The 22,854-nt window shown below is 71.3% G+C and carries 18 protein-coding genes; 14 read left to right on the top strand and 4 right to left on the bottom strand.

Translation table 11 applies throughout. The annotated features are described in order from the left end of the window. The first annotated feature begins 14 nt into the window (after window positions 1-14). From ACIA5D_RS28685 to ACIA5D_RS28650, 8 genes are all read left to right on the top strand, one after another. On the top strand, window positions 15-896 hold the full coding sequence (locus ACIA5D_RS28685; protein ID WP_396033377.1) for an aminoglycoside phosphotransferase family protein: 882 nt from the start codon (window positions 15-17) through the stop codon (window positions 894-896). A gap of 187 nt (window positions 897-1,083) precedes the next feature. Then, window positions 1,084-1,389 (top strand): type VII secretion target, encoded by a 306-nt coding sequence (locus ACIA5D_RS28680; RefSeq protein WP_396033376.1) that lies wholly within the window; start codon window positions 1,084-1,086, stop codon window positions 1,387-1,389. Beyond that, entirely contained in the window at window positions 1,386-2,543 is a 1,158-nt protein-coding gene (locus ACIA5D_RS28675; RefSeq protein WP_396033375.1) for a WXG100 family type VII secretion target, read from the top strand. Before ACIA5D_RS28680 ends, ACIA5D_RS28675 begins: the two co-directional genes overlap by 4 nt. A 7-nt stretch (window positions 2,544-2,550) precedes the next feature. Then, window positions 2,551-2,895, top strand: coding sequence for a hypothetical protein (locus tag ACIA5D_RS28670; protein WP_396033373.1), 345 nt, complete (start codon window positions 2,551-2,553; stop codon window positions 2,893-2,895). A 187-nt stretch (window positions 2,896-3,082) separates the two neighbouring features. Continuing rightward, window positions 3,083-3,676 carry a TIGR03086 family metal-binding protein gene (locus ACIA5D_RS28665; RefSeq protein ID WP_396033372.1) on the top strand — a complete coding sequence of 198 codons (594 nt, stop codon included), beginning with the start codon at window positions 3,083-3,085 and terminating at the stop codon, window positions 3,674-3,676. A 73-nt stretch (window positions 3,677-3,749) separates the two neighbouring features. After that, window positions 3,750-4,637, top strand: coding sequence for a glycosyltransferase family 2 protein (locus ACIA5D_RS28660; RefSeq protein ID WP_396033370.1), 888 nt, complete (start codon window positions 3,750-3,752; stop codon window positions 4,635-4,637). Further along, window positions 4,631-5,341, top strand: a complete 711-nt coding sequence (locus ACIA5D_RS28655; RefSeq protein WP_396033369.1) for a polysaccharide deacetylase family protein — start codon at window positions 4,631-4,633, stop codon at window positions 5,339-5,341. The genes ACIA5D_RS28660 and ACIA5D_RS28655 overlap by 7 nt, the downstream gene beginning before the upstream one ends. A 76-nt stretch (window positions 5,342-5,417) precedes the next feature. Continuing rightward, window positions 5,418-6,425, top strand: coding sequence for a glycoside hydrolase family 6 protein (locus ACIA5D_RS28650; RefSeq protein ID WP_396033368.1), 1,008 nt, complete (start codon window positions 5,418-5,420; stop codon window positions 6,423-6,425). 21 nt (window positions 6,426-6,446) lie between these two features. Here ACIA5D_RS28650 and ACIA5D_RS28645 read toward each other — a convergent pair whose 3' ends face one another. Then, window positions 6,447-7,469, bottom strand: a complete 1,023-nt coding sequence (locus tag ACIA5D_RS28645) for a zinc-dependent alcohol dehydrogenase family protein (RefSeq protein ID WP_396033367.1) — start codon at window positions 7,467-7,469, stop codon at window positions 6,447-6,449. Window positions 7,470-7,602: 133 nt separating this feature from the next. On the opposite strand from ACIA5D_RS28645, the gene ACIA5D_RS28640 reads away from it, so the two are divergent. From ACIA5D_RS28640 to ACIA5D_RS28630, 3 genes are all read left to right on the top strand, one after another. Then, a complete protein-coding gene (locus ACIA5D_RS28640; protein ID WP_396033366.1) occupies window positions 7,603-8,478 on the top strand; it encodes a helix-turn-helix domain-containing protein in 876 nt (291 codons plus the stop codon). Between the two features lie 70 nt (window positions 8,479-8,548). Continuing rightward, on the top strand, window positions 8,549-10,072 hold the full coding sequence (locus ACIA5D_RS28635; protein WP_396033364.1) for a CHAD domain-containing protein: 1,524 nt from the start codon (window positions 8,549-8,551) through the stop codon (window positions 10,070-10,072). After that, window positions 10,069-10,812 carry a ParA family protein gene (locus ACIA5D_RS28630; RefSeq protein ID WP_396033362.1) on the top strand — a complete coding sequence of 248 codons (744 nt, stop codon included), beginning with the start codon at window positions 10,069-10,071 and terminating at the stop codon, window positions 10,810-10,812. Before ACIA5D_RS28635 ends, ACIA5D_RS28630 begins: the two co-directional genes overlap by 4 nt. 22 nt (window positions 10,813-10,834) lie before the next feature. Here the strand turns inward: ACIA5D_RS28630 and ACIA5D_RS28625 are convergent, their stop codons facing one another. Both ACIA5D_RS28625 and ACIA5D_RS28620 read right to left on the bottom strand, forming a co-directional pair. Next, window positions 10,835-14,401, bottom strand: coding sequence for a PAS domain S-box protein (locus ACIA5D_RS28625; protein WP_396033361.1), 3,567 nt, complete (start codon window positions 14,399-14,401; stop codon window positions 10,835-10,837). A gap of 23 nt (window positions 14,402-14,424) precedes the next feature. Further along, on the bottom strand, window positions 14,425-15,261 hold the full coding sequence (locus tag ACIA5D_RS28620; RefSeq protein ID WP_396033360.1) for a sensor histidine kinase: 837 nt from the start codon (window positions 15,259-15,261) through the stop codon (window positions 14,425-14,427). 174 nt (window positions 15,262-15,435) lie between these two features. Between ACIA5D_RS28620 and ACIA5D_RS28615 the strand changes: the two genes are divergently transcribed. The 3 genes from ACIA5D_RS28615 to ACIA5D_RS28605 all read left to right on the top strand — a co-directional run bounded on the left by ACIA5D_RS28615 (window position 15,436) and on the right by ACIA5D_RS28605 (window position 21,704). Beyond that, entirely contained in the window at window positions 15,436-16,362 is a 927-nt protein-coding gene (locus tag ACIA5D_RS28615) for a L,D-transpeptidase (protein WP_396033359.1), read from the top strand. A 180-nt stretch (window positions 16,363-16,542) separates the two neighbouring features. Further along, window positions 16,543-20,361, top strand: coding sequence for a Pls/PosA family non-ribosomal peptide synthetase (locus ACIA5D_RS28610; protein ID WP_396033471.1), 3,819 nt, complete (start codon window positions 16,543-16,545; stop codon window positions 20,359-20,361). After that, window positions 20,358-21,704 carry a M1 family metallopeptidase gene (locus ACIA5D_RS28605; protein WP_396033358.1) on the top strand — a complete coding sequence of 449 codons (1,347 nt, stop codon included), beginning with the start codon at window positions 20,358-20,360 and terminating at the stop codon, window positions 21,702-21,704. The genes ACIA5D_RS28610 and ACIA5D_RS28605 overlap by 4 nt, the downstream gene beginning before the upstream one ends. Window positions 21,705-21,730: 26 nt before the next feature. Here the strand turns inward: ACIA5D_RS28605 and ACIA5D_RS28600 are convergent, their stop codons facing one another. Next, complete coding sequence (locus ACIA5D_RS28600) at window positions 21,731-22,849, bottom strand: NAD(P)/FAD-dependent oxidoreductase (protein WP_396033357.1); 1,119 nt, start codon at window positions 22,847-22,849, stop codon at window positions 21,731-21,733. Window positions 22,850-22,854: the final 5 nt, after the last annotated feature.

The following is a 22,854-nucleotide window of genomic DNA, read 5'->3' as shown; positions in this document are numbered from 1 at the left end:
GCATCATGGGCGACGTGACGGCCTTCGTCGTGCCGGCAAATCTCGCCGACAGCGTGCGCTCGGACCGGTCGCCGCAGCGCGACGCCTGGCTGGCGGCCCTGCCCCGCCTGGTCGACGCGTTCGCCGACCGATGGTCACTGCGGGTCGGGCCGCCCTACCAACCCGGCGGCCGATCCGCCTGGGTCGCCCCCGCCCGCGACCGCACCGGCCAGGACCTGGTGCTCAAACTGGCCTGGCAACACGACGAGGCCCGCCACGAAGCCGACGGACTGCGCGTCTGGAACGGCGACGGCATGGTGCGGCGGCACACTCACGCCACAGACGACGCCACCGCGGTACTGCTGCTGGAACGCTGCCACCCCGGCATCCCACTCGGCGAGATGCTGCCCGAGCCCGAGCAGGACCCGATCGTCGCCGGTCTCCTGAAACGGCTGTGGCAGGCACCCGCCGACGGCACGGTGTTCCGGCCGCTGCAAGTCATGTGCGACGCGTGGGCCACCGAGTTCCAGCAGCGGCTTGCCGACACCCCCGGCCACCTCGACCCCGGCCTCGCCCACGCCGCGATCGAGCTGCTGCGCATCCTGCCGGCCACCGCCGACCGGCAGGTGCTGCTGTGCACCGACCTGCACGCCGGAAACATCCTCGCCGCCGCCCGCGAACCCTGGCTGGCCATCGACCCCAAGCCCTATCTGGGCGACCCCACCTACGACGCGGTGCAACACCTGCTCAACTGCGAACGCCTGCGCACCGACCCGATCGGGCTGACACACCGGATGGCCGACCTGCTCGACCTCGACCGCGATCGGCTGCGCCAATGGCTGTTCGCCCGCTGCGCGCAAGAATCCCTCGACCAACCCGGCCTGCTCGGGACAGCCGCCCAGCTGGCCCCGAACTGAGCCGCCGTCCCAGGGCCCGCAGCCACCGCGAGCGGCTCCGGCCCGGGGTGCGAGCCACATTGTGACCATGCTCGTGCACCTTTTGACCGTGCCAACTGCCCGCACGCCGAGCCGGCCGCAATAATCGTCGCGGGCGTCCGCATTGATTGACAACCTTCGTTAGCGTGGGCGAATCGGGGGTGTCTCCATGTCTGATCAACTGAGCGTGCGGCACACCGAGTTGGTCACGCACGCGGGCCACGTCGAGGCGATCGCCGACCGGCTGACGACCGCGGCCGGGGCGGGTCGTGCGGTGCGCGCCGACAACGGGGCGTATGGGCAGCTCTGCGTGATGGTGCCGGCGATGCTGAACGTGTTGCACGACATCCTGGTCGACGGGCTGGACGAGTGCGCTGAGTCATTGCGGGACACCGGTGCCAAGTTGCGCACGACCGCCAGTGAGTACGACTCCTCCGACACCTTCAGCGCCAACTCGATCAAGAGCGCCGGATGACCACCAACCCACTGGTCTCCGGCCCTGTCGAGCAGCCGAAGTCGGCCTGGGCCGGGGTGTGGCTCGCCGAGGACATCGAGCTCATCGCGCACGGCGTGCAGAACAAGAGCTGGGTGGACGGCACGCTGGGCGTGGTCGGCGCCGGCCTCGACGCGCTGGCCCTGGTGTCCGATCCGGTCGGCGCGCTCCTGCAATACGGCATCGCGTGGCTGATCGAACACGTGAAGCCGCTCTCCGAAGCCCTCGACTGGCTGGCCGGCGACCCGGGCGCGATCGCCGGCCACGCGCGGACGTGGCATAACGTGGCGGAGAGCGTCCGGGCAGAGTCGGACGAGTTCGCGCGGGCGGTGCGGTTCGACCTGACCGAATGGCAGGGCGCCGCCTCCGGCGCGTACCGGACCTGGGCCGACCAGCGCGACCAGTCGCTGCAAGCGCTGGCCAAGGCGTCCGACACGATGGCGCTGATCACCGAGGGCGCCGGGCTGCTGATCGCGACGGTGCGGATGATGGTGCGGGACGCGGTCGCCACGGTGGTCTCCCGGCTGATCGTGTACGCGGGCGAGTTGATCGCCTCGCTCGGCACGGCCACGCCGCTGGTGGTCGAGCAGGTGTCCACGCTGTGTGCATCGTGGGCCGCGAAGATCTCCCGCTGGCTCAAGGACCTGATCTCCAGCCTGCGCAACCTCGGCACGATGATGCGCAGGCTGGGCGAGATCATCCAGGATCTGATCGCTCGGCTGCGTGGGGCCCGCGGGCTGGAGAAGGGGCTCTTCCGCGAGGGCGACGGCATCGCCCGTAACGGCAGGAAGATCCTCATGAGCCGCGACAACGTGGTGGCGTTGGCCAAGAAGTACGGCATCGACCTGGAGGGCGTGAACTTCAGCATCGACAAGTTCCGTCGCGGCGCCGGCCCGGGCAAGGAGTTCTACGGTGTGACGATGCCGGACGGCGAGATCAAACTGGCACGGGACGCGTTCATGGACGAGGAGCAGCTGGCCCGCACGCTGGCGCACGAGCGGTTCCACCTCGACGAGCTGCGTAACGGCCTGCCGTTCCCGTGGACGGAGGAGGCCCGCAAGGCCTACGAGGCGCGGGCGTACGCCTATGAGCAACGCTGGTGGCAGGAACACAAGCACCTGCTCGAGGGGGAATGACAGCGAGATGCCAGAGATGACGGAGGCGGAACGTCGCTGGGAGTCGTGGTATCAGGCCTTCACCAAGGTGCTCGGGGCCTTTCCCGAGCCGATCGACGTGCCCTGTCCGGAGGGGGACGGCGGCCATATCCGGCTCACCTTCTACGGTTACCCGGGCAGCCGCACCGGGTCGGTCACAGCCTGGTGCGACCGGTGTCATCACGGCATTTGGCTGGGCCGGGTCGGCATTCCGGCGGGCGCCAAGGTATATCCATTCGATAGCCGTCCCGAGGGACAGCCCGAGATCCAGCTCATCACGGAGGCCTGGTACAGCCCGGACAGCGGCGACGAGGACGACGACCTCGTGCCCTGACCCGCGCCTGCTGGGTGCCGGCTACCAGTCCATCCATCCGTCCAGCGTGGCCTTGGGCAGGCCACGTCCATGTCCTCGATGGCGAACTGTCAATGCTTGTGCGGAACGGAATGTTCCGCTACGCTGAAGGTAGCGGAACATTCCGTTCCGTTCCGGAGCTGCAGAGCAGGCTTTTCGAGGAGAGACCATGACCGCCACCTCCACCTGGACGATCCTGGACCGCGCCCACACGGCACTGCGCGACGCGACCGCGGCGTTGACCGTCGCCGACCTCGGCCGGGCCACTCCCTGCGCCGAGTGGAACGTCACCCAGGTCCTCCAGCACGCTGCGGGCGACCAGCTCGCCTACGTCTCGGCGATCACCGGAGAAGGCGGCCCGACGGAGAATCCGTTCACCCCGTCCGGCGTCCTGGCCGGCACCCCGGCCGAGCTGATCGAGCCCACCCTCACCGCGTCGGCCGCCGCCTTCGCCACGGTCGACCGGGACAGCACGACGCCGACCCCGCTGCCGCACGGTGACCTGCCCGCCGCCATGACGGCCGGCGCCGCCGCCCTCGACGCCGGCGTCCACGCCTGGGACATCGCGGTCGCGGCCGGTCAGCCCTCGCCGCTCGACGACGACCTCGCCGCGCAGCTGCTGCCCGTGGCCCGGGCGATCGTCGAGCCGCTGCGCCAGTACGGCGCCTACGCCCCCGCGCTGGACGCCCGCGAAAACGACAGCGCCGCGGCGGAACTGCTGCGCTACCTCGGCCGCGACCCGCACTGGACGCCGGCGGCCTGACGCGGAAATCAGGGGCCGAATCGGGGTGATCATGGATGGCTCTCGGCGTACGCCCGCGCCGAAGCTGATGACCATGACAACCCGGTTCAGCGTCATCGTCCCGTGCTACAACGAGGCGTCCTACATATCCGAGGCGATCACCTCCCTGCAAAATCAGGACTTTCCCGACCCGTACGAAATAGTGGTGGTCGACAACAACTGCACCGACGACACGGCCCAGATCGCCAGTGACCTGGGCGTGCGCGTGATCAGCGAGTCGGCACCCGGGGTCTGCAACGCCCGCCAGGCCGGCACCGCCGCAAGCACCGGCGAGATCGTCGTCTCCGCCGACGCCGACACCACGTACGCCAAGGACTGGCTCTCGAAGATCGATCGCGGTTTCCGGGAATCCGACGACGTCGTGGCCGTGGTCGGGCCGTGCCGTTACCACGACGGCCCCCGGTGGGGCCGCGTCTTCGCCCGCTTGCTCTTCGGCACTGTGCACACGATCTACCGCGCGACCGGTCGCACCTTCTACGTCTCCGCCACCAACATCGCCTTCCGCCGGGATCGCTGGACGGGCTACGACACCCGGATGACCCAGGGCGGGGACGAGCTCGATCTGCTGCGCCGGATGCGCCGCGAGGGCCGGGTGATCTACGACCACTCCAACCCGACCTACACCTCGGGCCGGCGCTTCAACCGGGGCTTCTTCTACAACGTCTTCGTCTGCCTGTTCGTCTACTACCTTTCCGCGTACGTGCTGAACCGGGTCACCGGCAAGCGGATGATCGGCTCCGCGCCGGTCTTCCGCGACAGCCGCCCGCGGCCCACCCACCGGCGCCGGCTCGCCGTGGCGGCTCTCGCCGCCACGCTGACGCTGTTCGCGTTCCAGCAGCCGAGGGCGTACCTCGCCGAGAAGGCGGACACCGCGGTCAGCTACGTGCACCAGCACGCGGTTCCGGTGGACGTCCAGTGGTAGCGCTCTGGCTCGTCGTGCCGCTGGCGGTGGCGGCGGCGTACGCGCTGTTCATGCTCCCGCAGTCGCAGGTGTTCGGCCGCTACCCCTACCACGCCGCGCCCGAGGACCGCGTCGTCGCGCTGACCTTCGACGACGGGCCCAACGAGCCGTACACCTCGGAGATCGCCGATTTTCTGGAAAGCCGCGGCATCCGGGGCACGTTCTTCCAGGTGGGCCGGTGCGTGCGGCGCTTTCCGGAGACGACGGATCGGATCGCCGCCGCGGGCCATGTGATCGGGAACCATTCGCTGACCCACCGCTTCACCACGTACCTGCGCCCCGGCGCCTTCCGCCGCGAGGTCGGCCAGACCCAGCAGGTGCTGCGCGAGCGGCTGGGCCGCACCCCCGCCCTGGCCCGCACGCCGTGGCTATGGCGCCAGCCGGCCCTGCTGCGCATGCTGCGGCGGGAGCGGCTGGAGCCGGTGGCGGGCGTCTTCGGCCACCCCCTGGAGGTCTTCCACCGCGACGGCGCCGCGATGGCCCGCCGCGCGATCGCGCAGACCAGACCGGGCACGATCCTGATCTTCCACGACGGTTTCGACGGCCGGGTCGGCGACCGCACCCAGACCGTCAAGGCCGTCAAGCTCACCGTCGACGGCCTGCGGGAGCGCGGCTACCGCTTCGTCACCGTGGACGAGCTGCTCGGCGTGCCCGCCTACCGGTAGCGATTCCCTCACGTCCGATGGCGGCCGGTCGAAGTCAATGGTCGACTTCCACCGCCGTATCGCTGTGAGGCAGAGCGTGACGAGACGGACCACAGCATTGACGGCGGCCGCCGTCATCGCCTCGGTCGCGGTGTCGTTGCTGCCGGGCGACACGGCATTGACGGCGGCCGACACGCCCGATTCCTCTGTCACGCCGCAGACGGGCGGCGGCCCGCTGAGCCGGACCCGTGGGATCTTCACCGACCCGCAACTGCCCGCCGCCCGCTGGGTCGCCGCGCATCCCGAGGACAAGCGGGCGGCCGCCGTCCGCGCCGCCATCAGCAATCAGCCCATGGCCCACTGGTTCACCGGCACCAGCGACGCCGACGTGGGCTTGGCGGTCGCGAACTACACCCGATCCGCGGCGGCCGCCGGTCAGCTGCCGGTCCTGGTCGCCTACAACCTGCCCGGCCGCGACGCATGCGGCGCGGAATCCGCGGGCGGGGCGGCCGGCCCGGCGATCTACCAAAAGTGGATCTCCACATTCGCGACGGCGATCGGCGTACGGCCGGCGATCGTCATCCTCGAGCCGGACGCGCTCGGCGACTTCAGTTGCATGAGCAAGGCGCAGATCACCACCAGACTCGGCCTGCTCAATGCCGCCGCCCGGATGCTTGCCGAGAACGCGCCGAACACCTGGACCTTCATCGACGCCGGCCATGCCGACTGGACCCGTCCCGCGACGATGGCCGAGCGGCTCCTCGCGGCCGGCGTGGCCCGGGTACGCGGCTTCTCCGTGAACGTCTCCAACTACATCGCCACGACCGAGTCCCGGCGATACGCGGAACGGGTCAAGGCCGCCCTGCACCGGCCGGCCGGGTACGTCATCGACACCAGCCGCAACGGCAACGGCGGCAACGGGCAATGGTGCAATCCCGGCGGCCGCAAACTCGGCAGGCGCTCCACGGCGAACCCGGCCGCCCTCGAACTCTGGATCGCCAATCCCGGCAACTCCGACGGCAAATGCGGCATCGCGCCCACCACCAAGGCCGGTATCTTCAGCCCGGCGCTCGCCCAGCGCCTGATCGCCGGGAACCGGCCATGACCGCTGCCTGCTGGACCTGTCTCAGGGCCGCAGCAGGGTCTTGATCGCGCGGCGCTCGTCCATCGCTTTGTACCCCTCCGCCGCCCGGTCGAGCGGCAGGTCGAGGTCGAAGACCTTGCCCGGGTCGATGGTGCGGTCGCCGATCAGCTCCATCAGGCCGGGCAGGAACCGGCGCACGGGCGCCGGCCCGCCCTGCAAGCGCACCAGCGACCAGAACATGTCCATGCCGGGCAGGCTCACGTCGTGGGTGACGCCGACGAACCCGACACCGCCGCCGGGCCGCGCCGAGTGGATCGCCTGCATCATCGATTCCTGGGTGCCGACCGCCTCGATGACCGAGTGCGCGCCGAGCCCGCCGGTCAGATCCTTGATCCGGGCGATGCCCTCGTCGCCGCGCTCGGTGACGATGTCGGTGGCGCCGAACTCGCGGGCCAGCTTCTGCCGCGACTCGTGCCGGCTCATCGCGATGATCCGCTCGGCGCCCAGTTGTCTGGCCGCCAGGACCGCGAGCAGGCCGACCGCGCCGTCACCGACCACCGCGACGGTCCGGCCCGGGCCGGCCTCGGCCGCGACCGCCGCGAACCAGCCGGTGCCCAGCACGTCCGATGCCGCCAGGTAGCTGGGGATCAGGTCGGCCGGCGGCAGCTCCGGCGTGGCCACCAGCGTGCCGTCGGCCAACGGCACCCGCAGGTACTCCGCCTGCGAGCCGAACATGCCCATCGGCACCCGGCGCACGCACGCGCTCTGATAGCCGGCCCGGCATAGCTCGCAGGTGTTGTCCGACGCCCAGAACGAGCCGACCACGAACTGGCCGGGCCGGATGCCGGTGACCTCGCTGCCGACCTCCTCGACCACACCGACGTACTCGTGGCCCATCGGGGACGGCCCCTCGACCTTGTCGACGCCGCGGTACGGCCACAGGTCGGACCCGCAGACGCAGGCCGCCGACACCCGGATGACCGCATCGGTGGGCTGCTCGATCCGCGGATCCGCACGGTCTTCGACCCGGACGTCGCCGGGGGCATGCATCACGGCACCACGCATGATCGTTCTCCTCCTTCACAGATGTCCTTGACATCTCCAGCAAACCGCGGTGCAAGCGCACGTGGGAGTCCCTTTCGAGAGGTGTACCAGCAGGGCATCCCAGCGGCCCGCCATGGGTCGTACCGTCGAATTCGTGGACAACCGAGCCGAAGTGCGCGACTTCCTCACCACCCGCCGCGCCAAGATCACCCCGGAACGGGCGGGCATCCCCTCCGCGGGGCAGCGCCGCGTCCCCGGGCTACGCCGCAGCGAGGTCGCCGCGCTGGCCGGGATGAGCGTCGAGTACTACGCCAAGCTCGAACGCGGCCACCTCGCCGGGGTCTCCGCCGGCGTGCTCGACGCGATCGCGCGCGCCCTGCAGCTCGACGACGCCGAGCGGGCACACCTGTTGCGCCTGGCGCACGAGGCCGACGGCAGCAACGCCCTGGTGCGGCCCCGCCGGCGGCCGAAGCAGTGGACCGTCCGGCCCAGCCTGCGGTGGTCGCTGGACGCCGTCACCAGCCCGGCGATCCTGGTCGACAACCGGCAGGACCTGCTCGCCGCCAACCACCTCGGCCGGGCCATGTACAGCGACGTCTACGCCGACCCGACCGGCGCGCCGAACTTCGGCCGGTTCACGTTCCTCGACAGCGCGGCCCGCCGCTTCTACCCCGACTGGAACCTGGCCGCCGACATGGTGGTGGCGAACCTGCGCACCGCGGCCGGCAAGGACCCGCACGACAAGGGCCTGCACGACCTGGTCGGCGAGCTGTCCACCCGCAGCGACGACTTCCGCCGCCGCTGGGGAGCCCACAATGTGCGCATTCACGGCACCGGCGTCAAGACGTTCCACCATCACGTCGTGGGTGACCTCGAGCTCGCGTACGAAAGCATGGATCTGCGGGCCGAATCCGGCCTCACCTTGACGATCTACGCGGCCGAGCCGGACTCCCCCAGCGCGCACGCCCTGGCCCTGCTCGCCTCCTGGGCCGCCAGCTCTTCCGCCGCATCTCACTCTCGGCGAAACTGACGCCAGCGGCGCCAGATCATGCATTCCGAATGACGTCGCGAGAGGCCGGGACGCTTATTGTCAGGTCACCATGACCGCAGTCCGAAGTGCCTGCCCGCCCGGCTCCGTGGCGCTCGATCTCGAGGCCCTGCATGCGCTGCTGGCCTCGTCCTTCGACGTGTCGGCCGGCCGGCCTCACTTGGTGCGGCGCACGACGCTCGACACGTTCGACCGGCGCATCGCCCGCGCGGGTCGGCGGCTGGAGCTGATCGCCGAGGCCGGCAACGAGAGGCTCGAGCTGGCGCAGGGCGCTCAGATCCTGGCGAACGTGCTCACCGGCGCGGGGCCACAGTGGCCGGCGATGGCGACTGCCCTGCCGGACGGGACGCTGAAGGACCATGTCGCGCGACTCGCGGGAATCCGCGCTCTGCTCGTCATCGGCGAAAACCAGAGGCTCGTACGCCGTACCGAACTGCGCAACGCGGACTGCAAGATCGTGGTGCGCGTGGACGTGGAGGAGTCCGCCGACGACGGCGCCACGCCGCCGGCGACGGTCACCGTCCGGCCTCTCCGCGGATACCAGAAAGAGGCCGACCGGGTGTGGCGGCTCGTCACGACCCTGCTCGATCCCGCCACCGAACCGGTGGCGCCTCCGGCCGAACGGCCCGGGCCCTCGGCGGTCGATTCCGGGACACCGGCGCGGGCGCTGCTCGCCGCCGAGCTGACCCGCTTCCTCGACGAGCTCCGCGACAACCTTCCGGGCACGATCGCCGACATCGACACCGAGTTCCTGCACGACGTCCGTGTCGCGGTCCGGCGGACCCGCTCGTTGCTCAAGCTCGGCCGGCCGGCGCTACCGGCGCGCTTCCGGGAGGTCTGGGAGCCTCGTTTCAAATGGCTCGGCGACCTCACCACCCCGGTCCGCGATCTGGATGTGTACCAACTCGGCCTGCCGGAGATGGCCGGTTGGCTGGTCGCCGCCGCGGCTGCCGACCTCGGGCCGTTCGAGGCACACCTGGCACGCCGGCGGGCCGCGGAGCGGCGCACGCTGCTGCGCGCGCTGCGCGGCGCCCGGCTGCGGCGGCTGCTCGACGACTGGGCGGTCGAGCTCGCCGAGCTGGCCGGCTCGGTGCAATCGGCGGAGGGCGCCGCGTGGTCGGCCGGGGGCCTGGCCCGCGCCAACGTCGCACGGGCGCATCGGCGGGTCGTCCGCGGTGGCGCCGCGATCTCCGACGCCTCGCCGCCGGAGGATCTGCACCTCCTGCGGAAGCGGTGCAAGGAGCTGCGCTACGCGATGGAGATGTTCGCGCCGGTGCTCGGCTACGCTCAGTCGCGCGACGCGATCAGGGACCTCAAGAAACTTCAGGATGTGCTCGGCCGGTTCCAGGACTCGGAGGTGCAGTCGACCACGCTGCGCGGGCTCGCGCACGAGATGGTCGCGGATCGCGCCCCGGCCGAGGCCCTTCTCGCCATGGGGGAGCTCACGGGTCATCTCCATGCCGAGCAGCAGCGCGCCCGCGCCGAGTTCGCCGGCGTGTTCGCCTCCTACGTCCGGCCGGCCGGCCGCCGGCGGGTGACGCGCCTGATCGGCGACGACGGAAAGGCGGCCGGGTGAAGGTCTATGCGACGTACAACATCAAGGGTGGGGTCGGGAAGACGTCCACCGCCGTCAACCTCGCCTACCTGGCGGCGGGATCCGGCCGCCGCACCCTGCTCTGGGACCTCGACCCACAGGGCGCGGCGACCTACATGCTCCGGGTCAGGCCGCGGGTGAGAGGCGGCAGCCGTGGTCTCGTCTCCGGCCGGCGCCCGATCGACGACGCGGTGAAGGCGACCGATTTCGACAACCTGGATCTGCTGCCGGCGGACTTCTCGTACCGCAACATGGACCTCGATCTCGACGACGCGAAGAGGCGGAGGCGCCGGCTGGACGAGCTGCTGTCCGGCCTGGCCGGCGCCTACGACGTCGCCTTCCTCGACTGCCCGCCCGGCGTTTCGCTGCTGTCGGAGAACGTGCTCCACGCGGCGGACGTCCTGCTCGTGCCGCTCATTCCCACGACGCTGTCCCTGCGCACGTACGCCCAGCTGACCCGCTTCGTCGCGGACACGCCACGGCCACGGCCGGAGATCGTCGCGTTCTTCTCGATGGCCGACCGGCGCAAGCGCTTGCACCGCGAGGTCATCGACACCATGGGGCACGACCACGCCGGCCGGATCGCCAGAACCATCATCCCGTCGATGACACTCATCGAGCAGATGGCCGAGCGGCGCGCACCGGTTCCCGTCTTCGCGCCGACGGCGCGGGTCTCCCGGTGCTACGAGGAGTTGTGGGCGGAGGTCGACGATGGCACGTGACGTTCCGTCCGCCGGGGCCGGGTCAGGCGTCGGCGGGCACGGCGATCCAGCGCAGGAGGATCTCCTTGAGTTGGGCCGGGTCGACCGGCTTCGTGAGGCAGTCGTCCATGCCGGCGTCCAGGCAGCGCTGACGGTCCGCGGCCATCGCTCCGGCCGTCATCGCGATGATCGGCAGATGGCGGCCGTGCCGCTCGGCGGCCCGCACCTCACGTGTCGCCTGATAGCCGTCCATGACCGGCATCTGGCAGTCCATCAGGATGGCGCGATACTGGCCGGCCGCGGCCATCTCCACCGCCTGCCGTCCGTCGTGCGCGATGTCGACGTGGTAGCCGAGCGCCGTGAGGAACTCCTCGGCGACCATCTGGTTGATCGTGTTGTCCTCGGCGACCAGGACGTTGCCGTTCGACTCGGGCAGGTCTTTCTCGGCCGCCGATTCCGGCTTCATTCCCAGCAGGTCGATGAGGCAGTTGTAGAGGGCCGACGGATCGACCGGCTTCTGCAGGACGTCCGCGACGCCGCTGCCTTGGACGTGTTGCTCCGCGTGGGTGAGCTCGCGCGACAGCAGCACGATCCGCGGCCCGCGGGCGGCCGCCGTGCCGGGGTTCAGCAGGCCGGCCAGGGCGCCGCCGGGGTTGCCGCACAGTCCGGAGTCGACGGCGATGACATCGAACGTCGTGCTGGCCGGGCCGGCGCCGAGCGCGCTCTCGACGTCCGCCGCCGGGGTGACGATCATGCCCCAGTAGCGGGCGTGATCGGCGAGAAGGCGCCGGGAGGTGGCATTGCCGTCGGCGATCAGCAGGCGGCGGCCCATGAGGTGGTTCTTGACCGGATGTTTCTGCCGTGCGGCCCGGCGGCCGGCGAGGGGCAGCCCGATGGTGAAGCTGAACGTGCTGCCCACGCCCGGCCGGCTGCTTGCCTCGAGTTGGCCGCCCATCAGGTCGACCAGGTCCCGGCTGATGGTCAGCCCCAGCCCGGTTCCGCCGTAGCGGCGGCAGGTGTCCTGCTCGGCTTGGGCGAACGGTTCGAAGAGCCGGTCCAGGATGTCCGGTTCGATCCCGATCCCGGTGTCGGTGACCGCGAAGCGGCATCGGTTGTCGCCGCCGGCCGGCGCCACGTCCAGCCGGACCTCGCCCTCGCTGGTGAACTTGACCGCGTTGCCGAGCAGGTTGATCAGCACCTGGCCGAGGCGGTCGGCATCACCGTGCCGGGTACGCGGCAGGTCGGGCGGATAGCAGCCGATCAGCTCGAGATGCTTGCCGCGCGCGTTCTCGGCCGCGACCCGGACGGCGTTCGCGATCACCAGGTGGAGATCGAAGTCGGTCGGCACGAGCGCCATCTTCCCCGCCTCGACCTTGGAGAAGTCGAGGATGTCGTTGACGATCGACAACAGCGCCCGGGCCGAGGTGTCGACGCCGTCGGCGAAGCGACGCCGGCGCGGTGAGAGCCCGGACTCGAGCATGAGCGTGTTCAGGCCGATGATGCCGTTGAGCGGTGTACGGATCTCGTGGCTGACCATGGCGACGAACTGGCTCTTGGCACGGTCCGCGGCCAGGGCCTGATCACGGGCGACCTCCAGCATCTCCTGTTCGAGGATGCGGTCGGTGATGTTCCGGGCGATCGCGGAGGCGCCGATCACCGTTCCGTCCGGGTCGCGCAGCGGCGAGACGGTCACCGACAGGTGCACGCGCACGCCGTCCTTGCGAATGCCGATCCGCTGGTGGTCCTTGATCGGCTCGCCGGCGCGGACCCGGACCATGCAATGCTCCACATCCTCCGCCTGGTCGTCCGGATAGGTGATCGCGACGGACTGACCGATCGCCTCCTCGGCGGTGGTGCCGTAGATCCGCTCGGCGGCGGCGTTCCAGCTGGTGATGATCCCGTCGAGGGTCATGCCGATCACCGCGTCGTCGGTGGACTCGACGATCGCGGCCAGTTGGGTGCGCGCCTCCCGGTCAAGACGTTCGTTCGTGACGTCCCGGGCGACCGCGTAGATGAGCCCGTCCTCCACCGACGACGTGGCGGTCCAGCTCAGCCACCGGTAGGCGCCGTCGGCGCGGCGGTAGCGGTTCTCGAACGAGCCGGTGCCGCGGATGCCCTGGCCGAGGACGTGGTTTTCGGCGGAGGTGACAGACCGGTCATCGGGGTGGATGAAGTCCAGGAACGGACGGGCCAGCAGTTCGTCCACGGGATACCCGAAGACTCGCTCCCAGGCCGGGTTGAGCAGCTTGAAATAGCCGTCCTGGCCGGCGACGCACAGCAGATCGCTGGACATGTCGAAGAAATGACCGAGCCGCTCCGCCAGCGTCCGGCGCTCGGCGCGCTCTTCGTTGCGCTCCGTGAGATCCCGGTACGAGACGACGAAGAGGGCCGCCCGCCGGCCGGGCGTGAACGACGCCGCCACCGAGCGTGCCGCCGGCATCCGCGACCCGTCCCGGCGCACGATCTGGATCTCGGTGGGTAGTCGCCGGCCGGTGGCGAGCTCCTCGGTGAAGAGGAAGAACGGTTGCGCCCGGCTCTCCTCGGCCGACCACCAGTAGGGCGGCCGCTGCCCGATGATCTCGTCCTCCGGCGCGCCGAGCATCTCGCAGAACCGGTCGTTGACCGCCGCCACCCGGCCGTCGGACTCGGCGGCGATCATGCCGTCGAGCAGGGCATCCAGCATGGCGTGGTTGAGGTCGCGCTCGTGCGTGAGCTCGTCGTTGAGACGCTGCTGAGCGAGGCCGATGTTCTCGATCAGCAGCGCGGTCCGGATCAGCACCAGATACATGACGGCGAGGAGCGTGCCGGTGGCCAGCACGATGTCCAGGCCCCGGAGGGCGCCGTTGAGACGGCCGATGACGCCGAGCGACGCCGCCATCACGAGCAGCACCGCGACCGCGAAAGGCAGGAGGCGTCGGATCATCATGCTGCCGGCGCTGCCGGCGAAGAGAAGACTGACCGGCCGGCGCCCCGGGCGCGACAGCAGGTAACCGCCGGCCAGCAGGACGAAGGCCAGGACGCTCTGTGCGCTGATGCCACTGACCGACGTGGTGCCGTAGAGGTAGGACACCCCGTAGATCTGGCCCAGCGCGGTGGAGAGCGCGGCGATCACGGTGAGCGGCGCGAAGATCTTGAATGCGAGGTGCTGCCGGTAGCCCACATCGATCAGCAGGATCGCCAGCCCGATGCTGAGCAGCAGGACCGCCGAGTGCGGAGACTGGCGGCCCGGATGCGCCCCGCCGGCCCAGTCGCGGAGGTGGCCGGCGAACAGCAGCCGGTCGATGCCGAGGTCGCGCCCGATGAGGTACTCGGCGAGCACGCCACTCTCCGCCACCGCCACCGCGCCGGACAAGCAGCAGGCCAGCAGTCGCGCCCGCCCGCCGGTCCCGAACCCGGCGAGGGCCAGCGCGACGGCCAGCACCGAGATCGAGATCGCGGTGGTCACCGTGGTGACCGGCAGGCCGGGGAGGAACGTGACCAACCGGGGTACGCCGAAGACGTACCCGGCGAGGCAGGCCGTCCCGATCAGCAGCGTCAGTCCGCAGCAGGCGGCCAGCGCGGCGCGGCGTTTCCGGCCCGTCGCCGTTCCTGAGGCGTAGTCCACGTCCATCGGGCCTCCCACGGCTAACCGATCTAGGCGTCGCCAGGTGGGAGCGCGCTCCGCAGGCCGAAGCCGAACGTCGCGCCCTCCCCGGGCGCGGTACGCACGTCGATGCGTTCGCCCCAGCCGTCCACCAGCCGATCCGCGATGCACAACCCCAGCCCCGCCGCCCCGGGCGCTCGCCTCGGCGCGTTCAGACCCCGGCCGTAGGCGCGGAAGATCACCTGCTGCTCGTCCGCCGTCAGGCCGGCGCCGTCGTCGGCGACCTCCAGGCGGGGCGGGTCCGGCCGCAGGCGCACCCAGATGTTGTCGGCGGACGCGTAGGTCAGCGCGTTGTCCAGCAACTCGCCGAGAACGCGCTCGACCGCCCCACGGGGCGCCTCCACCCACACCGGCGCCGGCGGCGTCTCGGCCTGGATCCGCGTCTCGGCCTGGATCCGCGTCTCGGCCTGGATCCGCGTCTCGGCCTGGATCCGCGTCTCGGCCTGGATCCGCGGCTCGGCCTGGATCCGCGGCTCGGCGGCCGCCACTGCCGAGGTCACCGCGTCCCGGCAGTCGAGACGCTCCGGCCCCGGCGCGCCGGGGCCGCCGATCCGGACCAGCTCGGCTACCCGATCCCCCAGTGTCTGCAGCTGTTCGGCCCCGGCACGGATGATCTCCAGGTGGCGCGCCTGCTCCGCCGGATCCGGGTGCCCGCCGGCGAGCTTCATCTCCATCACGCGCGCGATACCGAGGATGCCCCCGAGAGCCCCCCGCATCTCATGCCCCAGCGACGTGATGACATCAAGGCGCACGGGCACGCGATCGACAGGCGGGCTCGGTTGCTCGGTCGCGGACGACGCGGCCGTCTCGACCCATGCGTCCACCATTCTGATGAGCCTCCTGACAAGCGGCCCGGGTGCAATAAGTATTAAACAGCAGAAATAGTGTTTATATATTAAATACGACTTACGATCATGTCTCGCCACAATAAGTCCGATGTAATCGGAAACCGGTGGCGGCGCCGAATGGCATACCGGCGTCGTTCGTAGCATCGTCGCTGCATGAGAAGTTCTCGGATGATGGCTCTCGGGGTCGTGCTCCTCCTGTCCGCCTGCAGCAGTTCGTCGTCGGGAGGTGACCGGCAAGGCGGCTCGGCGGCGGCCGCGCCCTCTGTCGCCCCCTCGGCCACCCCGTCGACGCCGGCCGGGAAGCCGGTGCATGTCCGGCTGTTCGAGGCCGACGGGTCCACCTGGGGCGTCGGCATGCCGATCATCGCGTACGTATCAGCCAAGATCACCGATGCGAAGGCGTTCGCCGCCGCCACCACCGTGACGGTCAACGGCGAGCCGGCCGGCGGCGCCTGGTTCTTCCAGAAGTCCGCGATCTACTCGGGGTATCCCCTCGAAGCCCACTACCGCACCGAGAAGTACTGGCCGGCGCACGCCAAGATCCATATGGATCTGGCCACGAAGGGCCAGACGGCGGGAACAGGGCTGGTGTTCGACAACAGCCTCACCCTGGACATGTCCACCGGCGCCGCGAACATCAGCAAGATCGACGGCAAGGCCGTGCGCATGGTGGTCACCTCGGACGGCAAGCAGGTGTTCAGCTTCCCGGTCTCGCTCGGCAAGGCGAGCACACCCACGTTCAGCGGAATCAAGGTCGTCATGGAGAAGGACAAGGTCCAGCGCATGACCGGACCCGGGTACGACCTCAAGGTCCCGTGGTCGGTACGGATCACCAACTCCGGCGAGTTCGTCCACGCGGCCAGCTGGAACGGCGGCAACATCGGCCAGCGCAGCACGTCGCACGGCTGCACCAACCTCACCGTGGCCGACGCCAAGCGCTTCTTCGCCTTCGCGCACGTCGGCGACGTCACCGTCTACACCAACACCGGCGGCCCCACCATGCCCAGCTGGGACGGCTACGGCGACTGGAACCTGCCGTGGAGCACCTGGCAGGCCGGCGGCGTCCTGAAGACAACCTGACGATTGACGGCGGCCGCGGGGGCTCGCGGACGGTCGGTGTGTCAGTCGACACGAATTCGACATAGAGCCGTCATTCTCCGTTTCCCCCCGTAGCTTTGAACGCTGCCCCCCGGGCGGCTGAGTGCTGCGCGCCTGGCCGACGTTGACCCGCGAGGTGAAGATGGAGCACGCCCGGTGACCGTGACGACCGATCTGCAGCCGATCGACCTTCCCGAGATTGCCGAGGCGCCGGCGGCTCCGGCGTTGTTCACCTCCCCGTACGCACCGGTCCGCCGCACGCTGGTCGACATCCTGGACGCGACGGTGCACGCCCATCCGGCGGCCCGCGCGATCGACACCGGCGCCACCAGGCTGACCTATCGCGAGCTGGCCGACGAGACTGAGGCGCTGCGCTCACGACTGAGCGGGCACGGAATCGGCGTCGGTGACCGGGTCGGCGTCCGGGTCTCCTCCGGCACGGCCGAGCTCTACCTCGCGATCCTCGGCGTGCTGGCGGCCGGCGCGGCATACGTGCCTGTGGACGCGGACGACCCCGAGGAGCGCGCCGAGCTGGTCTTCGGCGAGGCGGACGTCTGCGCGGTCATCGGTGACGGGCTGACCGTGGCGTTGCGTCGTACCCCCGGCGGCCGGCCCGGACGGCCGGAACCGGCCGACGACGCCTGGATCATCTTCACGTCCGGGTCCACCGGCACGCCGAAGGGCGTGGCGGTCTCGCACGGCGCCGCGGCCGCGTTCGTCGACGCCGAGGCGCAGCTGTTCCTGGCCGACGACGCCCCGCTCGGCCCCGAGGACCGCGTCCTGGCGGGCCTGTCGGTGGCCTTCGACGCGTCCTGCGAGGAGATGTGGCTCGCCTGGCGGCACGGCGCCTGCCTGGTGCCGGCCGCGCGCTCGCTCGTGCGCAGCGGCGTCGACCTGGGCCCGTGGCTGACCGAGCAGCGCATCACGGTCGTGTCGACGGTGCCGACCCTTGCCGCGCTGTGGCCGGTCGAGGCGCTCGACGACGTCCACCTGCTGATCTTCGGCGGCGAGGCGTGCCCGCCGGAGCTCGCGGAGCGGCTGGCCGTCGAGGGGCGCGAGGTCTGGAACACGTACGGCCCCACCGAGGCGACCGTGGTCGCCTGCGCCACGCGGATGACCGGCGAGGGGCCGGTACGCATCGGGCTGCCGCTGGCCGGCTGGGAGCTCGCCGTGGTCGACCCGGCCGGCGTGCCGGTCGCGATGGGTGCGACCGGCGAGCTGGTCATCGGCGGGGTCGGCCTGGCCCGCTACCTCGACGCCGCGAAGGACGCCGAGAAGTTCGCGCCGCTGTCCGCCCTCGGGTGGCCGCGGGCGTACCGCAGCGGCGACATCGTGCGCGCGGAGCCGGAGGGGCTGCTGTTCCTGGGCCGCGGCGACGAACAGGTGAAGCTCGGCGGGCGCCGGATCGAGCTGGGCGAGGTCGATGCCGCGCTGCAGGCGCTGCCCGGGGTCGCCGGCGCGGCCGCGGCGGTGAAGCGGACCGCGGCGGGCAATCAGCTGCTGGTGGGCTACGTCGTGCCGCGCGAGGGGTTCGACGCCGCCGCCGCCACCGAACGCATCCGCGAGCAGTTGCCGGCCGCGTTGGTTCCCCTGCTCGCCGAGGTGGACGCGCTACCGACCCGTACTTCCGGAAAGGTGGACCGGGCCGCCCTGCCGTGGCCCCTGGCCACCGGCGGCGGGGACGCCGAGCTGACCGCGACGCAGGAGTGGCTCGCCGACGGCTGGGAGCAGATTCTCGGCGTGCGCCCGGCCACGCCCGACGCCGACTTCTTCAGCAGCGGTGGCAGCAGCCTCGGCGCGGCGCAGCTGGTGGCCTGGATCCGGCGGAAGCACCCGCAGGTGTCGGTGGCCGGCGTCTATCAGAACCCGCGGCTGTCGCAGATGGCGGCGGTGATCGACGCGCTGGACACGACGGCGACCGTCCGCCGCGAGGTCCGGCCCACTCCCCTGCGGGCCGGGCTGCTCCAGGGCGTGCTGATGCTGCCGATGCTCGCGCTCGTCGGGCTGCGGTGGATCACCGTGCTCGCGGCGCTGGGAAATCTTCTGGTTCCGTCGGCGCCGCAGGTCTCCTGGTGGTGGATCGCGGCCGGCTGGGTGCTGCTGTTCAGCCCGCCCGGGCGGATCGCGGTGGCGGCCGCGGGAGCGCGGTTGCTGCTGCGTGGCGTACGCCCGGGCGACTACCCGCGGGGCGGCGGCGTCCACCTGCGGTTGTGGGCGGCCGAGCGGCTGGCCGAGCTGACCGGCGCGACCGGCGTTGCCGGGGCCGGCTGGATGATCACGTACGCCAAGGCCCTCGGCGCACAGATCGGCCGGGACGTCGACCTGCACTCCGCGCCGCCGGTCACCGGCCTGCTGAAGCTCGGCCGCGGCGCGGCGATCGAGCCCGAGGTCGACCTGTCCGGCTACTGGGTCGACGGCGACGTCGTCCGGATCGGCAAGCTGCGCGTCGGAGCGGGCAGCCGGATCGGCTCCCGGAGCACGCTGATGCCCGGCGCCCGGGTCGGCAAGGGTGCGAAGATCGCCGCCGGGTCGACCGTCACCGGTGCGGTGCCGGCGAACCAGCGCTGGGCCGGCTCGCCGGCCGCGCCCGCCGCCAAGGGCGCGGCCGCCTGGCCCGCCGACCGTCCCGAGCGCCGGTCCCGGCTCTGGGTGGGCTGGTACAGCCTGACCGCGCAGCTGCTGAGCCTGCTGCCGGTCGTGGCGCTGCTTCCGGCCCTCGTGCTGCTGGCCGCCTCGCTGTTCCTGGTCCCGGTCGCGGCCGTCGCCTACTTCCTGACCTACGCCCTGCTCGTCCTGGTGGCGGTGCGCCTGCTCGGTCTCGGTGTGCGGGCCGGCTTCCACCCCGTCCGGGGGCGGGTGGCGTGGCAGGTGTGGACGACCGAGCGCCTGATGGGGATGGCCCGGTTCGCGCTCTTCCCGATGTACGCCAGCCTGTTCACGCCGGTGTGGCTGCGGCTGCTGGGCGCCAAGGTGGGCCGCGACGTGGAGGCTTCCACGGTGCTCGCGCTGCCGGCGATGACGACGGTCGACGACGGGGCGTTCCTGGCCGACGACACGATGGTCGCCACGTACGAGCTGAGCCACGGCTGGCTGCGGGTGGCCCCGGTCCGGATCGGCAAGCAGGCGTTCCTCGGCAACTCCGGCATGGCGGCGCCCGGCCGGTCGGTGCCCAAGCGCGGCTTGGTGGGGGTGCTCTCGTCGGCGCCGCGCAAGGCGAAGAAGGGCTCGTCGTGGCTGGGCGCCCCGCCGATGCCGCTGCGCCGTACCGTCGAGGCAGCCGACACCAGCCGCACCTACCACCCTCCGCTGCGGCTCAAGCTGGCCCGGGCCGCGATCGAGCTGTGCCGGATCGTCCCGGTGATGCTTGCCGGCGCTATGGCGGTCCTCGTCCTCGCGACGCTCGCGTGGGTCTGGCAGGCTGCCGGCGCCTGGGTGGCCGCACTCGCCGCCGGACCGGTGCTGCTGGTCGCGGCGATCGCCGCCGCGCTCATCGCGACGGCCGCGAAGTGGCTGCTGGTGGGCCGATTCCGGGTCGCCGACCGCGCGCTGTGGACGTCGTTCGTCTGGCGCAACGAGCTCGCCGACACGTTCGTCGAGGTGCTCGCGGCCCCGTGGCTGTTCCGCTTCGCCACCGGCACTCCCCTGCTGAGCATGTGGCTGCGGACGCTCGGCGCGAAGATCGGCCGGGGCGCTTGGCTGGAGACCTTCTGGCTGCCGGAGTACGACCTGGTGCGGCTGGAGCCGGGCGCCACCGTCAACCGGGGCTGTGTGGTGCAGACCCACCTGTTCCATGATCGGATCATGAGCATGGACGAGGTGACTCTGGGCGCGGGCGCCACGCTCGGCCCGCACGGGATCGTTCTGCCCGGCGCGAGCATCGGCGCGCGCACCACCGTGGGGCCCGGCTCGCTGGTCACCCGCGGCGACGTCGTGCCCGAGGACAGCCGTTGGCTGGGCAACCCGATCGCGAACTGGGCATGACTCCGGGGGCGGGGCCGCTCGGCGCCACGCCCGGCGCCGACTGCTCGACCGATTCGTACCTGCCCGCGCACGGCAACGGCGGGTACCGCGTTCTCCACTACGACCTCGACCTCGACTACCGGGTCATGACGAACCGGCTCGCCGGGAAGGCGGTCATCACGGCGCGGGCCGTCCAGTCGCTGTCCCGGTTCAGCCTCGATCTCGGTCGCGTCCGGGTCCAGGACGTCCGCGTGGACGGCCGGTCGGCGAGGTTCACCCACCGGCTCGGCAAGCTCCGGATCAAACCCGAACGGCCGATCGCCTACGGCGCCACCTTCAAGACCGAGATCCGGTACGCCGGGAGCCCGGCGCCCATCTCGAGCCGGTGGGGCGACATCGGCTGGGACGAGCTGACCGACGGGGCGTTGGTGGCCAGCCAGCCGATCGGGGCGCCGTCCTGGTTCCCGTGCAACGATCGGCCCGCCGACAAGGCCACCTTCCTGGTCACGCTGACCGCCCCGGCGCCGTACACCGTGGTGGTCACCGGCGACCTCGTCTCCCGCCGCCGCGGCGCGGGCACCCGGACCTGGGTCTTCGAACGGAACGAGCCCACCTCCCCGTACCTCATGAGCGTCCAGATCGGACGGTACGACCTGGTGGACCTGTCCGCGGGCGGGGTGACCCAGCGAGCCGCGGTCCCGCCCCGGCTGCGGACGGTCTTCGGCCACGACTTCGCGCGGCACGGCGAGATCATGGCGGCCCTCGAAGGGCTGTTCGGGCCGTACCCGTTCCGGGAGTACGTCGTCGTGGTCGCCGACGACGACCTGGACGACCCGATCGAGGCGCAGGGCATGGCCGTCTTCGGGCGCAACCACCTCGACGGGCGGCGCACCCACGAGCGGCTGGTCGCCCACGAGCTGGCCCACCAGTGGTTCGGCAACAGTCTGACGGTCACCGACTGGCGGCACATCTGGCTCAACGAGGGCTTCGCCACGTACGCCGAATGGCTGTGGTCCGCCGTCTCGGGCGGCCCATCGGCGGACGCCCACGCCGCCCAGTGGCACGCCCGGCTCGCGCTGCAGCCGGCGAGCATCGTCATCGCGAACCCCGGCGTGGAACGCATGTTCGACCCGAGGGTGTACAAGCGCGGCGCGCTGACACTGCACGCCCTCCGCACCAAGATCGGCGATCCGGCGTTCTTCGCGATGCTGCGATCGTGGGTCGCCGAACACCAACACGGCACGGTGACGACCGACGAGTTCCGGGAGCACGCCCGGCGCTTCACCCCCGGCCCCGTCGACGACCTGCTCACCGAGTGGCTGGACCGCCCGGAGCTGCCCGCGCTGCCACTCTTCGGGCTCTGAGCCCAGACACCTTCTGGGGCGGGGGTCTACTTGCGTACCAGGTTGGTGATGAGCTCCAGCTCGGTGCTCATCGCCGCGCTCAGCGAAAGCAGATGCGTGCGCAACTGCGGAAGATCCCAGCCGTACCCCGCGATGCGGTCCACCACGTCGAACATGGTGCTGCGGACGGTGGCGAACTCGTCGAGATCGTCGACCGTTCCGGTTCGGGTGAAGCACCGGGCGAGGATCTCGGCGTCGCGCAGGGCGTCGGTGATCCCGTGGGTGCTCAACGGGTCGAGGAACGACCCGGCGTCGCCGATCAGCGCCCAGCCCGGTCCGTGTGCTTGTCGCAGGTAGCTGGGCCGGCCGATCCAGGTATGCAACCGGCCGGGCGGACGGGCCTGCGCCAGCCGGTCCCCGGCGCCGCCGGTGGTGGCGGCGAGCAGGCGGTGGTACGTGGCCCGGAGGTCGCCGCGGACGAGCCGGTGGGCCGGCACCCCGGCGAACACGCAGACCTGATCGGCGTTGGTCGGAATGACGCCGGCGCTGTGCCCGGGCCGGTAGAACCATTCGTAGCCGTCGGCGCACAACTGGGACCAGTACCCGTAGACGATCGCGCCGCAGCCGGCGCCGGCGCGGAGCGTGGTGGCGCCGGCCTCGCGGGCCACGATGGATCTGGTTCCGTCCGCACCCACCGTCAGGCGGGCGCGGGCGGTGAATGCGGCGCCGGCCCGGTCGCGGCCATGGATCCCGGCGATCCGGCCCGAGTCGTCGCGCAGCAGACCGGTGACGCTGAGGCCATATCGGATGTCCGCGCCTGCGGCCTCGGCGGCGTCGGCCAGGGCCCGGTCGAGCACCGTACGGCGCGGCGCGTACAACGCGTCGACGCCGTGGGCCGGCTTGATGCCGATCGTCACCGACTCGGCGCCGAAGTCGAAACGGGTCTGCCGGACCGGAGGCGTCCCGGCCTCGATGACCCGGTCGAGCACGCCCCACCGGGACAGCAGGAACACGCCGCCCCTCATGAGCGCGTGGGTCGACAGCGTGTCGGCGCCGTACCGGTCGCGGTCGGCCACGAGCACCCGCAGTCCCTGCCGGGCCAGCAGCATCGCGGCCGCGGCCCCGGCGACCCGGGCGCCGACGATGATGACGTCGTAGGCCGGCATCGCCG

Origin of the sequence: Actinoplanes sp. NPDC051513, from assembly GCF_044454685.1 — a bacterium.
Classification (GTDB): domain Bacteria; phylum Actinomycetota; class Actinomycetes; order Mycobacteriales; family Micromonosporaceae; genus Actinoplanes.
Note: the sequence above shows the minus strand (reverse complement) of the source record. Positions and strands in the feature narration are given on the sequence as shown.